This is a genomic window from Streptomyces sp. NPDC002536, assembly GCF_053594995.1.
Window position 1 is genome coordinate 1 of record NZ_JBSFWU010000144.1, and the last position, 14,097, is coordinate 14,097.

A 14,097-nucleotide genomic window follows, 5' to 3' on the forward strand; every position below is an offset into this window, starting at 1 on the left:
GGCCCGGGACCTGGTCGACGGCGCGCGGACGCTCAAGATGTTCGGCGAGTACGTACCGGTGCGCGCCGAGGTGGTCAACGTGCCGGGCTTCTCCGATCATCCGCCCGGCCGCAGCAGGGCCCGGACCACCTCCGCCCACCGGTGGAGGTCGGGCAGGTAGCACAGGGCACCCTTGCCCGTGTAGACCACGTCGAACCGCCGCCCGCCGAGGGCCTCGACGGCCCGGTGGACGTCGGCCCGGACGAACTCCACCTCCCGCCCCGCCTCCGCGGCCAGCCGGCGCGCCTGTGTCACGGACGCCCCGGAGAAGTCCAGCCCGACGGTGCTCGCGGCCCCGCGGCCGGCGAACGCCTGGGTCTCCACGCCCAGGTGGCACTGCAGGTGCAGCACGTCCCGGCCGCGCAGGTCGCCGAGGTCGTCCCACTCGAAGGGCGCGAACCAGCCGTCCGGGGAGCGGGACCCGTCCAGGCCGTAGAAGTCGCTGGCGACGTGCACGGGGGTGCGGGCATCCCAGTTCCGGGCGTTCGCCCGCAGCATGTCGTCGGTCGTGGGCGCGTGCTCGTCGGCGGTCATGCCCCCTTTCTACTGCGGGCGGGGGGCCGCGCGGTACGGGCAGGTGTACCCGGCCGCGCCGTCGTGCCTTGCCGCGGACCGACCCGGGCACCCGCATACTGCGGTCGTGATCAGCAGATCGTTCACCGCCGGCGCCACCCGTCGCAGCCTGCTGCGCGCGCTCGCGGCAGCGGGCGGCGCCGTCGCAGGCGGGGTGCGGCCCGTACCGGCGGCCGCGGCCCGCCGTCCGCTGCCCCGCGCGGCGCGCCGGCACAAGCCCGACCCGGACAAGGCGCACGAGATCCGCTCCGAGTTCGTGCACGCCTGGGAGGGGTACAAGCGGTTCGCCTGGGGGCACGACGAGGTGCGGCCGGTCTCGGGGGGTCACAGCGACTTCTTCGCCCACGGGCACCCCGTGGGGCTGTCGATCGTCGAGGCGCTCGACACGCACTACGTGATGGAGCTGGACGCGGAGGCCGACCGGTGCGTGCGGTGGATCACCGGCCACCTGGACTTCGACATCGACGCCGACTTCCAGGTCTTCGAGACCGTCATCCGCCTGGTCGGAGGCCTGCTCTCCGGCTATCTGGCCACCGGCGAAAAGGGCCTGCTCGACCTCTGCACCGACCTGGCGGACCGGCTGCTCCCCGCCTTCACCACCTCGCCGACCGGCATGCCCTACCGCTACGTCAACCTCCGCACGGGTGAGGTCTCGGGGCCCGTGCTGCCGCTCGCGGAGGTCGGCACCAACATCCTCGAGTTCGGGGTGCTGTCCGACCTCACGCACGACTCCCGCTACCGGAAGGCCGCCAAGCGGGCGCTGCGCGCGGTCTTCCAGCGGCGCTCGTCCCTCGACCTGCTGGCCACCAGCATCAACGTCGAGACCGGCCGCTGGGCCGACCGGGAGGCCGTCTCCTTCAACCCGCCCGTGGACTCGTTCTTCGAGTACCTGTGGGGCGGCTGGGCGATGTTCCGCGACGAGGACTGCCTGAGCTGGTACCGCGTCCTGGAACCCGCGGTCAAGAAGTACCAGGCCGAACGCGTCGGCGAGCTGCTGTGGTTCAAGAACGTCGACTTCCGCACCGGAAACCTGCTCAGCAGGCGCCAGTCGTCCCTGGCCGTCGCCATCCTCCCGGTCGGCGGGGACAACACCCTGGCCGCGGACTACTTCCGCTCCTGGACCGCGGTCCTCGACAAGTACGCCGTCATCCCCGAACTGATCGACTACGCGCACCTCGACGTCGTCGACCCCCACAACCAGCTGCGCCCCGAGTACGCCAACTGCGCGTTCGAGCTGTACTGGCAGACGGGCGATCCCTTCTACCGCACCGCGGCATGGCGCTACTTCAAGAACCTGCGCACCCACCACCGCGTGCCCGGCGGCTACACGGTCGTCACCGACGTCACCCGCAAGCCCATGCCCAAGGGCGACCACTGCCCGGCGTACGTCTTCGCCGAGAACTTCAAGTGGCTCTACCTCACCTTCGCCGACGCCCCGCGCTTCGACTACACGCGGGGCTACCTCAGCACGGAGGGCAAGATCCTGCGGGGGCTGCGGCGGCGGGCGTGACTTCTGCCGGCCACCCCCGTTTATCGCTCGTTTTACCCCCAGGCATAAACCGCCTGGACACGCCCGGACGTCCGGACCGGTCCCACGCCATCATGCCGACGGAGGGGGCCGACAGCAGGATACGCATCGCGCTGACGCTCGGCGGGGTACCAGCTCAACGCCAATGGTTCCACCGGCACGTTGCACATCCTGAGCGTGAACCAGGGCCAGGTGCAGGCCGACATGCGGTACGACGCGGTCGGGTTCGACGAGCACGTGAGCGGCACCTGGGACGGCTCCGCTCGCACCTTGACCCTGATCCGCCCCTTCGGCCCCGCCCCCGGCAACCAGACGTACACGCTGTGGCTGGGCGGCAGCACCGCCTACCCCGCGCATCTCATGTTCGGCGGCTACTTCACCGAATCCGGCGCCCAGTACGGCGCATACGCCAATTACATGTGGAACGGCTGACATACGTGGAGACGACCGTCGGGCGCAGCCGCCTTACAGCGCGCGTTCCAGACGGTCCGCCATCAGCTTGACGAACCGGGCCGGTTCCTTCGGCTGACCGCCCTCGGCGAGCACCGCCAGGCCGTGCAGGAGTTCGGCGGTCCCGGCGAGCTCCGTGCGGTCCTCGCGTTCCTGGTACGCCTGGTTGAGGCCCTTCACCAGCCGGTGGTCCGGGTTGAGTTCCAGGATCCGCTTGGCGCGGGGCACCTCCTGGCCCATCGCGCGGTACATGTTCTCCAGAGCCGGAGTCAGGTCGTGTGCGTCGGAGACGATGCAGGCCGGGGAGGCGGTGAGGCGGGAGGACAGGCGCACGTCCTTGATGTCCTCGTCCAGTTGCTCCTTCATCCATCCGAGCAGCCCGGCGTACTCCTCGGTCTGCTTCTCCCGCTCGCCGTCGGAGGACTCCTCGCCCTTGGCGTCGAGGTCGATGTGGCCCTTGGCCACGGACCGCAGTTTCCTGCCCTCGTACTCCCCGACCGCGTCGGCCCACACCTCGTCGACGGCGTCGGTGAGCAGCAGCACCTCGATGCCCCGGTCCCGGAACGCCTCCATGTGCGGGGAGTTCTCGATGCTCTGCCGGGACTCGCCGCTCAGGTAGTAGATGTCGTCCTGCCCGTCCCTCATCCGCTCCACGTACTGCTTGAGCGTGGTCGGCTCGGTGTCGTGCTGCGTGCTCGCGAACGACGCGACGGCGAGGATGGCGTCGCGGTTCTCCGCGTCGGTGACCAGCCCCTCCTTCAGGACGGCGCCGAACTCCCGCCAGAACGTGGCGTAGCGCTCCTGGTCCTTGGCCGCCATGTCCTTGACCGTGGACAGGACCTTCTTCGTCAGGCGTCGCCGCATCATCTCGATGTGGCGGTCCTGTTGGAGGATCTCGCGGGACACGTTGAGCGAGAGGTCCGCCGCGTCGACGACGCCCTTGACGAAGCGGAGGTACGGCGGCAGCAGTGCCTCGCAGTCGTCCATGATGAACACGCGCTTGACGTACAGCTGCACGCCGCGCTTGGAGTCCCGCGTGAACAGGTCGTGCGGGGCGTGAGCGGGGAGGAACAGCAGGGCCTGGTACTCGAAGGTGCCCTCCGCCTGGAGCCGGATCGTCTCCAGTGGTTCGCGCCAGTCGTGGCCGATGTGCTTGTACAGCTCGTGGTACTCGTCGTCGGACACCTCGTTGCGCGGCCGTGCCCACAGCGCCTTGGTGGAGTTGAGCGTCTCGGGTTCGGCAGAGCCTTCCGCAGAACTCTCGGGCACCATCCGGATGGGCCAGGTGATGAAGTCCGAGTACCGCTTGACGATCTCCCTGATCTTCCACGGGGAGGTGTAGTCGTGGAGCCGGTTCTCCGGGTCGGCCGGCTTGAGGTGGAGCGTGACCGAGGTGCCCTGCGGCGCGCCGTCGGCCGTCTCCAGCGTGTACGTGCCCTCGCCGCGCGACGTCCAGCGGGTGCCCTGGCTCTCGCCGGCGCGCCGCGTCACCAGGGTGACCTCGTCCGCCGCCATGAAGCCGGCGTAGAACCCGACGCCGAACTGGCCGATGAGCCCCTCCGCCCCGGCTGCGTCCTTGGTCTCCTGCAGCTCCTGGAGGAACTTCGCGGTGCCCGAGTTGGCGATGGTGCCGATGAGTTGCCCGACCTCGTCGTACGACATCCCGATGCCGTTGTCCCGCACGGTGAGGGTGCGGGCGTCCTTGTCGATGTCGATCTCGATGTGCAGATCGGACACGTCGGCGTCGAGCGCATCGTCCCGCAGCTTCTCCAGACGCAGCTTGTCCAGCGCGTCGGATGCGTTGGAGACGAGCTCCCGCAGGAACACGTCCTTGTCCGAGTAGACCGAGTGGATCATCAACTGCAGCAGTTGACGTGCTTCTACCTGAAACTCAAACGTTGCGGTCGACATATGCGTGAATACCTCACAGGTCCCATCGCCGAAGCTGATCACAGCCACTGTAAAACACCATGTCAGGGCGTGGCCGAGCCTTCCTCGATCACACCTCGATGTGCGACCCCATGATGACGGTCCGGTCGCGCGGCAGGCCGAAGTACTCGGCGGCGTCGGCCGTGATGTAGGAGGTGGCGATGAACAGCCGCTTGCGCCAGGCCGCCATCGTGGGTGCCTTCCCCCGCCGGAGCTCGATCTTCGACAGGAAGTAGGACGCCCGGCCGGGCTGCAACCGTCCCTCGGTCTCCACCGGGCCGAGCAGGGCCAGCGCGCCGGGCACGTCCGGTGTCTCCATGTAGCCGAACCGGGCGGTGACATGGATGATCCCGTCGTCGGCGTAGCCGAGTCCGTCGACGGCGATCCGCGAGTGGTCCGGGACGCGGGGCACGGGCTCGGTCTCGATGGAGAGGATCACGACCCGGTCGTGCCGTACGTGGTTGTGCTCGACATTGGCCCGCATCGCCAACGGCGCGGTCTGCTTGCCCCGGTTGAGGAAGACGGCTGTGCCCGGGACCCGGAGTGTCGGCGCCTTTCCGCTGCGCAGGTGGTCGATGAACTCGCTCAGCGAGCCTTCGTGCCGTGCTCGTTCCGCGGTGACGAGTTCGCGGCCGCGCTGCCAGGTCGTCATGATGGTGAACGCGGTGAGCCCGATCAGCAGCGGCAGCCACGCGCCGTGGACGAGTTTGGTCAGGTTGGCGGCCACGAACAGCAGGTCCACGAAGAGCAGCACGGTCGCACCGACGGCGATCAGCCACACGGGGATGCCCCACTTCGCACGGGCGACGTAGAAGAACAGCAGGGTGGTGATGGTGATGGTGCCGGTGACCGCCATGCCGAACGCGAACGCCAGCGCCGCGGAACTGCGGAAGGCGAAGACCAGGGTGAGGACGGAGACCAGCAGCAGCCAGTTGATCCAGGGCACGTAGATCTGGCCCATGGTGGACTCGGAGGTGTAGGCGATCCGCAGCCTCGGCAGATAGCCGAGCTGGGCGGCCTGGGAGGTGAGCGAGTAGGCGCCGGTGATGACCGCCTGGGAGGCGATCACCGTCGCCGCCGTGGCCAGCAGGACCATCGGCAACCGCCCCCAGTGCGGCACGAGCAGGAAGAACGGGCTGCTGACGTTCGCCGGACCGGCGAGGACCAGCGCGCCCTGGCCGAGGTAGCTCAGCACGCACGCGGGGAAGACGAGGATCAGCCAGGCACGGGTGATCGACCGGCGGCCGAAGTGGCCCATGTCGGCGTAGAGTGCCTCGGCGCCGGTGACCGCGAGCACGACCGCGGCCAGGGCGAAGAAGGCGGTGTCGAAGTGCCCGGACAGAAAGCCCAGGGCGTAGGCCGGTGACAGTGCCCCGAGGATCTGCGGATGGTCGGCGATGCCGGCGACGCCGCACGCGCCGATGGCCACGAACCAGGCGATCATCACGGGCCCGAACACCCGGCCCACTGCTGCCGTTCCCCTGCGCTGCATCAGGAACAGGACCACGATGATCACCGCCGTGCCCGGCACGACCGCGCTGTCCAGCGACGGCTCGACGACCTTGAGCCCCTCCACCGCGGACAGTACCGAGATCGCCGGGGTGATCATGCTGTCGCCGAGGAACAGCGAGGCGCCGAAGATGCCCAGCGCGGCCAGTGCGACGGCGGCCCGCCGGCCCCGCTGCGCGTTCCCCCGGTGCAGCAGGGTGATCAGCGCCATGATGCCGCCCTCGCCGTCGTTGTCGGCGCGCATCGCCAGCAGCACATAGGTGACCAGGACGATGATCACCACCGACCAGAAGACGAGCGACACCACCCCGTACACGTTCTGCGCGGTGACCGCGACGGGGTGCGGGTCGCCCGGGTTGAACACCGTCTGGATGGTGTAGATCGGGCTGGTCCCGATGTCACCGAAGACCACCCCGAGCGCACCGATCACCAGCGCGGAACGCACCGTGTCGTGCTCGCCCGGGCGAGGAGCCCCGGAGGGCAGCGACGCGGAGCCGTCGTCCGACGGATTCCCGTGCTGCCGATCGGCCATGGCGCTCCTCCTCCGCGCAAGCTGCTGTGCGGCGGACGATACCGACCCCTCGGCGCAACCCCCGGTAGGTGAGCATCTCCTCTCCCCGAACAGCCGCTCTGCGGCGCACGACCTCCCTGCCGGGCCGCGCGATGCCTACACCCCCATGACCTCCCGCGCCCGGCGCCCCGGCACCATGCCCAGCTGCCAGGCCTGCCAGCCCCGTTCGGGCTCGACGCCCTGCTGCAGCACCAGGGCGTACGCCCCCGCCGCCTCGCTCAGTGCCGGGTCGACCGGCCAGTCCGCCCCGTCCAGCTCCCGGCGCAGCCCGGTCAGCTCCTCCTCGGCCACCGCCGCCCCGACCACCGTGCCGCCCGGCGAGGAGTACGGCAGGAGCGTGCAGCGCAGGAAGCGGGCCCAGCCCGCTCCCCGGCGGTCGCCGTAGCCGGCGAACAACCGGGCGGCCTCGTCGGCCAGTTCGAGCGCCGGGCCGGTGCGGTCGTTGCCCGCGTCGACGACGGCGAGTTCCACGCAGGACCAGGCCTCGCCGTGCGGAACGCCCACGCGCTGGAAGTCCGTCCGGGCCTCCTGCAGCAGCTGCCGCGCGAAGCCGCTGTTGCGCAGCGAGCCCGTCTGCGCCGCCCGCTGGTCGCGGGTGACGCGGCCGGAGTGGTGCCGGGTGCAGGCCAGCCCGTACTGGTCCCGCATCCGGTTGAACATCACGCGGGCCCGCTCCAGTTCGCGCACCGCGGACGCCAGGTCGCCGAGCTCCTCCAGCGCCTGGCCCAGGTAGTACAGCGTCCAGGCCTCGCCGCGGGCGTCCTCGTTCCGCCGGTGCCGGGCGGCCGCCTGGCGGAACTGCTCCGCGGCGGAGGAGGCGTCCCCTTCGAGCAGGGCGGTGCGGGCAAGCTGGGTCAGGGCCCAGGCCTCGCCGCGGGCGTCCTGGGTGCGCCGGTAGAGCTCCAGCGCACGGCCCAGCTCCTCCCGTCCCTGCTCGGTGCGGCCGCGGCACAACTGCACCTGGCCGAGCTGGAAGTGCGCCCACGCCTGGCCGTGCAGGCTCTCGCTCTCGCGGTGCAGCTCCAGGGAGTCGGTCAGCATCTTCGCCGCCTCGGCGAGCCGTCCGCGGTCCCGCTCGACGGCCGCCAGCGCGTGCAGCGTCCAGGCCCGGTCGCCGCTCAGCTCGGGGGACGCCTGCAGCTCCAGCGCCTCGCACAGCTTCTCGCCCGCCTCGCGCAGCTGGCCCTGGTGGTGCAGGGTGACGCCCAGGTCGCGCAGGGCCCGGGCGGCCCCGGCCTGGTTCTGGGCGTCGAAGTACAGGTCGACCACCGAGGACAGGGTCGCGCGCGACTTGTCCAGCTCGCCGAGCTGACGGGCCGCGACACCGGTGCGCCACTGCACCGAGCGCATCAGCAGGCCCCGGTCCATGGCCTGGGTCAGCTCGCTCAGTTCGCCGAGGCGGTGGAGGTCGCCGCGGAGCAGGCAGTAGTCGCACAGCGCGCCCAGCAGGTGCAGCACCACGGACTGCTCCACGCCCTCCGCGTGCCGCAGGGCCGCCGTGATGAAGCCGGACTCCTCGTCCAGCCAGCGCAGCGCCGCGTCCAGCGAGGTGAAGCCGTGGACGCCGCCGGGGCCGCGGGCGAACATGTCGGCCCGGGTGGAGGTCTTGCCGTCGACCATGCGGATGACCGAGTCGGCCAGTTCCGCGTAGCTGCGGAACAGCCGCTCCTGGGAGGCGGCTCGCTCGGCGGGCCCGTCCTCCTCGTCCAGCCGTGCCTGGGCGAAGGTGCGCACCAGGTCGTGCATCCGGTAGCGGTTGGCGCGGACGGGCTCGATCAGTCCGGTGCGGGCCAGGGCGGCCAGCCCGTGCGCGGCCTCCTGCTCGTCCTCGCCGAGCAGGGCCGCCGCGGCCGCCGGGCCCAGCGAGGCCCGTCCCGCCAGCGCCAGCCGGCGCAGCAGCCTGCGGGATCCGTCGCTCTGGTCGAGGTAGCGCAGCCACAGGGCCCGCTCCACCGGGTCCTGCTGTCCGGAGGCGGCCAGTTCGGCGCCGAGGACGTGCAGGGTGCGCGGGCCGAGGGCGGAGCCCGCCACCCGCAGTGCCAGCGGCAGGCCGCCGCACAGCTCCCGCACCCGGGCCAGCGCGTCCGCCTCGAACGGGGCCTGCGGGCTCTCCTCGGCGACGGCGCGCAGCAGTTCCTCGGTGCCGGCCGTGTCCAGCGGGCCGAGCGGCAGTTCGTACGTCCAGGCGGCCGTGCCCTCCGGCAGGGACAGCGGGGTGCGGGCGGTGACCAGGACCAGACTCTCGGAGCGCTGCGGGATCAGCCGGCGCACCTGCTCGGCGTCGGAGGCGTCGTCCAGCACGATCACGGCGGGCAGGCCGGCGAGGTGCTGGTCGTACAGCTCGGTCAGGCGCTGCAGGTGCTGCTCCTGCGAGGAGCGCTCCCGGAACAGGAGTTGCTCGCGGGGGGCGCCGAGCTGGTTCAGCAGGTGCATCAGCGCGTCGCGGGCGGGCAGCGGCTGCTCGTCGGGGCTCTCGCCGCGCAGATCGGCCACGCCGACGCCGCGGAACTGGTCGCGCAGGTGGTGGGCGGCCCGCAGGGCGAGCGTGGAGCGGCCGGAGCCCGGCAGGCCGTACAGCACCACGACCGTCGGTTTGGTCTCGGTGTTCGCCCGGGCCTGCTGCACCCACTGGCCGATGCTGTTGAGCTCCTTGAGCCGTCCCGCGAACGGGCCGACGGCCTCGGGCAGATGGTCGAACGACCGGCCCAGGACGTTGCGCCGCTGGGCCGCCGCGCTGCGGTCCACGCCGCGCAGCGCCGGCCCCCGGCCGGTGGTGCTCGCCGCCCGGTCGGGTCGCGCGGTGCGGCCACGGGTGGAGCCGGTCACCATGCGCTGGTGGTCCAGGAAGGGGCGGATGCCGCGGACCTCTACGGCCGTCAGCCACTGCAGCCGCAACTGCTCGGCGCCGCCGGGCTGTCCGCGCCGTGCGGCACGCCCGTGCGCGGCCGACCAGTGCCCGGAGGTGAGCCGGAGGACGGTGGCCGCGGCGCCCGCGACGGCGGCGGCCGCCCCCGCGCCCGCCGCGGTGCCGCCGGAGGTCCCGAGGCCGAGGTCGGCTGCGGCCGCGGCGAGCGCCGCCACGGCGGTGACCAGGGCCGGGGTGCCGAGCGAGGCCCGCGAGAGGCGGGAGCCCAACGGCCTTACGGAGGCGGCCTCCTCGTCCAGGGCGCGGGTGTAGGCGGTGTACTCCTCCGCGGCCGCGGCGGCCAGGGAGTCCAGTTCGGCGCGCCCCCGGCGCAGCAGTGCCTCGCCGTCCGTGCGCCCGCCCGAGCGACGCGCCTCCTCCTCGACAGCGCGCTCCAACAGCTCCTCGACGTCCCTGCGGTGGTCCGCTCGCACCGCGGTCAACGAGCCCTGCATGTGGTCCCCCTCCGACGGCGTGTTCTTCCCGCTGCTGTTCCCACTGCCAAGTGTTCCGTGTCGGAGGACTCTACGGCGGGGCTACGGGCAACTCGTCGGCAGGGCGGGCCCGGTGTGCACCGGGCCCGTCTCATTCACCTGCGGATTCCTCCTCTCCGCGGGGGCGCGCACGGTTGGTGGAGGAGATGATCCAGGCGGCTCCGCGCGCCGCCAGGATGCGCCTGCGCTGCCAGCGCGAGCTGCGCCGGACGGTCTTCTCCCCGTCCGAGCAGACGAGCGCCAGGCCCGCCAGGCGCCGTCCGGCGCGGGCGAGTTCGGCGAGGAGGCGCGTCCTGCCGGCTCCGTGCCTGCTCACACTCAGGGCGGCGTACAGGCCCACGATCTCGGACACGGCAGCGCCGATGCCCGTGACCGGGGCGTCCGCCTCCGGTGTCTCACCCTGTGGCACTGGTGATGCCCCTTTCGCATCCGGGCTGCCGGAGCGGCCTGTTGACGGTGCCGGCCGGTTGGTCAGGGGCCGGTGAGGACGAGCTGGTACAGGCCCAGCGCGCTGACGACGGTGATCAGCACGGTGATCGTCCAGCCTGCGGCCCTCGTCCAGGGGCCGATGGCGTGTCCGTCCATCAGCTCGCGGTGCGAGGCGGTCCGCAGGAGGAAGACCAGGCCGATGGGGGTGCCGATGGCGCCGACGACGCCGGCCCAGTACAGGAGCTGGATGGGCGGGACCTCCGCGTAGGTGGCCGCGAGGCCGACCAGGACGGACGCCGCCATCGCGGCGAAGAACTTGGGGGCCTCGCGCGGGCGCAGGGACAGCCCGCGCCGCCAGTTCAGGTGCGCGCCGGTCACGTAGGCGGTGGTGGCCGTGATGACGGGGAGGGCGACCAGGGCCGAGGCCAGCAGCCCGAGGCCGAAGAGTTCGCCGGCCCAGGCCCCGGCCACGGGCCGCAGGGACTGGGCCGCGTCCTGGGCGGTGTCGACGTTCAGGCCGTGGACGCCCAGGGTGGCCCCGGTGGCGATGAGGATGAACCAGAAGACCACGGTGGCGAAGAGGCTTCCCGCCAGGGCGTCGAACTGCCGCACGCGGTGCCAGTGCCAGGGGACCTTCTCCTCGGACTGGGAGATGGTCTGCCACACGTAGACGTAGCTGGTGGCGGTGGTGCCGATCAGGGACAGCAGGTCGAAGAGGAAGGTCTTGTCCCAGTGCACGTGCGGCAGCAGGGTGCCGCGGGCCACCGCGGCCCAGTCGGGGTGCGCCAGCACCGCGGCGGCGGCGTAGGCGAGGAGGACGAGCAGCAGGTATTTCAGGGCGCGTTGGAGGACGTGGTACCCGAGCAGCATCACCGCGGCGAGCAGCACGAGGGACAGCGGGGCGGCGAACCAGCGCCAGTCCTGTCCGGTGAGCAGGCCCAGGGCGGTGGAGCCGGCCTCCAGGTCGGCGGCGATGGTGACGATGTTGACCGCCAGGATCGATCCCAGCAGCAGCCGCCCGAAGGCCGGCCGGTACATCATCGACACGGCCTCCTGGAGGTCGAGCCGTCCGGCCACGCCGACGCGGGTGGCGATCGACTGGATGACGCCGATGAGTGGGAAGAGCAGCAGGACGCACCAGCCCATGTCGTAGACGGTGCCGGCGCCGATGACGGCGAGGGTGGCGACGGTGGTGGGGTCGGTGTCGGAGGCGCCGGCTATCAGGCCGGGCCCGACGGCGCGCAGATAGGTGCGCCAGGTGACGGGCCAGGCCCGCCGTTTCTGGGCGCGCGGGCTCCGGTTCTGTATGCCGGACAGGATGGAGGATGCCTTGGTCCTCGATCCGGGTGTGGTCGACATCGGCTGCTCTCTCCCAACCGCTGGGGAACGAGGACCTGTTGCGCGTGGTGCGTCGGCTACTGCGCGGCCTTACGCCCGCGGGCCCACTGCAGCCCCCATCCGTAGAGCCGGTCGAGGTCGGCCTGGTACCCGTAGACGTACCGGGCCTCGCGGCGCATGGTGAGCTGCCCGTTGCGGTTCTCGATCAGCGCCACGGCGCAGGAGCGGGCGTGCTGCGCCTGTTCGCGGAGCTCGACGACGAGGCGCTGCCCGGTGGGCGGATGGAAGCTGACGGCGGCGTGCACGCGGCTGAACGCGGGGGCGCCGCTGTAGATGTAAGCGAAGATCAGCAGGCGGCGGAAATGAGCGGCCTTGTCCAGGTTGATGTAAAGGGTCTCGCCCGATGCGGCGCCGAAGCGGTTGTCGTCGCCGAGCGTGATGTACGGGGGGTGGTACAGGTCGCCGGACAAGTCGCCGAGCGGCTGCACCACGCCCCGCTGTCCGTCGGCCAGTTCGTACATACAGGCCAGGTCCAGGTCGACGGTCACCATGGCGGGGCCCTGCCGCTGCTCCCACCGGCCGGTGCGCTTGGACCAGCGCGGCAGCATGCGGTCCCGCCCCGGGCGGAAGTCGGCGGCCGGCGTCTGCCAGGTGAGGTTCACGCGCAGGGTGCCGGCGGTCGCCCCGTGGTCGGCGAGGGAGACGACCGGGTGTCCCTTGGTCAGCCGGTTGTGCATCGGGTCCCCGAACATGCCTGCGCGGGGGCTTCCGTGGCTGCGGACGAGATAGCTCCACAGACTTCCGCCGCCCGCCTCGGGCGACGGCGCGGGCAGGGGCGTGCCGGAATGTTCCGGCCTGTTCCTGCGCCAGTATTCCCAGGTCATCTTCCACTGTCCTTTCCGCCCGTGCGGCAATGGCCTCCGGACGGCAGATCGGGGACGGACACGGTGAGCGGGACGGTCCATGACGGGAAAGGGAGGGCGGGGCCGGCAGGGGGAATCGCCGGAGAACCGGCCGGGGCGAAAACGGCTGATTACCGCCCGGTGACAGGGGGCCACCATGCGAACAGCTGAGAGTATAAGAATACGCAGCAGCGCATGCAAGGCGCCGCTTACACGGGAATCTGAATTCACCGGCGCGGCACGGGATTTATCGAATAGACATTCCCCTGCGGCGGCCCCGGCGGCAATCCGCGGCCAAAATGCGGGAATTGTCAATGCGCCGGAATCACGTACGCGGGTAATTCACCGGCGCGGGGTGCGGGCGACCGGCGCCCGCCCACACCCCGCGCGCTGCCACTTCCGGCCACGGGCGCGGAAGGGCCGGGTCAACGACCCGTCTCTGCCGAGGACTTGATACCGTTCAACGTGGCCTCGATCCCCGTCCGCAGCTCGGCCAACCGGGCGGCGATCACCTGCTCCTCCTTCTCCGGCATCTGCGCAATGATCACGCTGAGCCCGGACGGCCCCGGCCCGATGCGCACGGAGTGCCGCAGCCGCGTCCCGCTCCCCTCCGGCTCCAGCGTGAACCGCCACGTGGCCAGTGCCTGCTCGGGACCGGCGGCGGCGTCACCGAACCGGCCCTCCGCGTCGATCACCGCCCAGACGAAGGAACGCTCCTCGTCGAGCTCCGCGACCTGCGAGACGGTACGCCAGTCGCCGCCCTTGGGATGGCTGTTGTGCCCCGCGAACCGCGCCCCCACGGCGGGCCCTGCGGCCCCGTCGAGCCATTCGACCCGCTGCAGCTCGGGGCTCAGCCGGGCCGGCAGGCCGATGTCGGTCACCAACTCCCACACCACGTGCGGGGCCGCCGCCACGAAGACCTCGCACTCGAGGCCCGGGCCGTCGGAATAGCGCATCTCATCTCCCCCTTCACACAAGCAACATCATGTCGCCACGGACCCTACTCGGCACGCCTGCGGCCCTTTTGAGCCGACCCCACCGGCCTCCCCGTCCCCCGCCTCCCGGGCTGACCAAAAACGGACACCACTGGTCGAAACCGACCACACGGCTCTGCCGCAGTCGGCCCGTCCGTCCACAGACGATCAAGGAGGGTGCCGTGAGGGACAAGCCTCAAATACGCCCGAAGGCGACCACGCACTGCGCCGACCCCGATGGCTACCGCTACCGCGATTCGTCCGCAGCGCACCGGCCTTCAGACCGGTGGCGAGGCGGATCTTGCTGTGGCGGCGTGGAGCGTCGCGGTGGCGTTCCGGCGGAGCCGGACAAGACTTCACGCGGGCCGGTTCTGCTGCTCGATGTACTGCCTGACGATCGAGAGCGGTGCGCCGGCGACGGTGCCGGCGAAGTAGGTGCCGGACCACGGTTGTTGG

The 14,097-nt window shown here is 71.4% G+C and carries 9 protein-coding genes and 2 pseudogenes; 2 read left to right on the forward strand and 9 right to left on the reverse strand.

From position 1 onward, the window contains the following. Positions 1 to 99: 99 nt before the first annotated feature. A pseudogene (locus ACWD4B_RS32480) lies at positions 100 to 573 on the reverse strand (class I SAM-dependent methyltransferase); the annotation flags it as partial. A 106-nt stretch (positions 574 to 679) separates the two neighbouring features. On the opposite strand from ACWD4B_RS32480, the gene ACWD4B_RS32485 reads away from it, so the two are divergent. Beyond that, positions 680 to 2,122, forward strand: a complete 1,443-nt coding sequence (locus ACWD4B_RS32485) for a glycoside hydrolase family 47 protein (RefSeq protein WP_451424131.1) — start codon at positions 680 to 682, stop codon at positions 2,120 to 2,122. A 195-nt stretch (positions 2,123 to 2,317) separates the two neighbouring features. After that, entirely contained in the window at positions 2,318 to 2,572 is a 255-nt protein-coding gene (locus ACWD4B_RS32490; RefSeq protein ID WP_451424132.1) for a hypothetical protein, read from the forward strand. Positions 2,573 to 2,605: 33 nt separating this feature from the next. Here the strand turns inward: ACWD4B_RS32490 and htpG are convergent, their stop codons facing one another. The 8 genes and pseudogenes from htpG to ACWD4B_RS32530 form a co-directional block, all read right to left on the reverse strand. Then, on the reverse strand, positions 2,606 to 4,501 hold the full coding sequence (gene htpG / locus ACWD4B_RS32495; protein WP_451424133.1) for a molecular chaperone HtpG: 1,896 nt from the start codon (positions 4,499 to 4,501) through the stop codon (positions 2,606 to 2,608). Positions 4,502 to 4,589: 88 nt separating this feature from the next. Next, on the reverse strand, positions 4,590 to 6,560 hold the full coding sequence (locus ACWD4B_RS32500; RefSeq protein WP_451424134.1) for a potassium transporter Kup: 1,971 nt from the start codon (positions 6,558 to 6,560) through the stop codon (positions 4,590 to 4,592). Positions 6,561 to 6,695: 135 nt separating this feature from the next. Beyond that, positions 6,696 to 9,959, reverse strand: coding sequence for a tetratricopeptide repeat protein (locus ACWD4B_RS32505; protein WP_451424135.1), 3,264 nt, complete (start codon positions 9,957 to 9,959; stop codon positions 6,696 to 6,698). 130 nt (positions 9,960 to 10,089) lie between these two features. Further along, on the reverse strand, positions 10,090 to 10,407 hold the full coding sequence (locus tag ACWD4B_RS32510; RefSeq protein ID WP_336415129.1) for a hypothetical protein: 318 nt from the start codon (positions 10,405 to 10,407) through the stop codon (positions 10,090 to 10,092). Positions 10,408 to 10,469: 62 nt separating this feature from the next. Continuing rightward, the gene (locus ACWD4B_RS32515) at positions 10,470 to 11,786 is read right to left on the reverse strand and encodes an NRAMP family divalent metal transporter (RefSeq protein ID WP_451424136.1); all 1,317 of its coding nucleotides are present in this window, start codon (positions 11,784 to 11,786) and stop codon (positions 10,470 to 10,472) included. Between the two features lie 56 nt (positions 11,787 to 11,842). Further along, positions 11,843 to 12,517: a Tellurium resistance gene (locus tag ACWD4B_RS32520; protein WP_451424138.1), complete on the reverse strand. Its 675-nt coding sequence runs from the start codon at positions 12,515 to 12,517 to the stop codon at positions 11,843 to 11,845. A 575-nt stretch (positions 12,518 to 13,092) separates the two neighbouring features. Then, positions 13,093 to 13,623: an SRPBCC family protein gene (locus ACWD4B_RS32525; protein ID WP_451424137.1), complete on the reverse strand. Its 531-nt coding sequence runs from the start codon at positions 13,621 to 13,623 to the stop codon at positions 13,093 to 13,095. Positions 13,624 to 13,997: 374 nt separating this feature from the next. Continuing rightward, a pseudogene (locus ACWD4B_RS32530) lies at positions 13,998 to 14,097 on the reverse strand (IS200/IS605 family transposase); the annotation flags it as partial.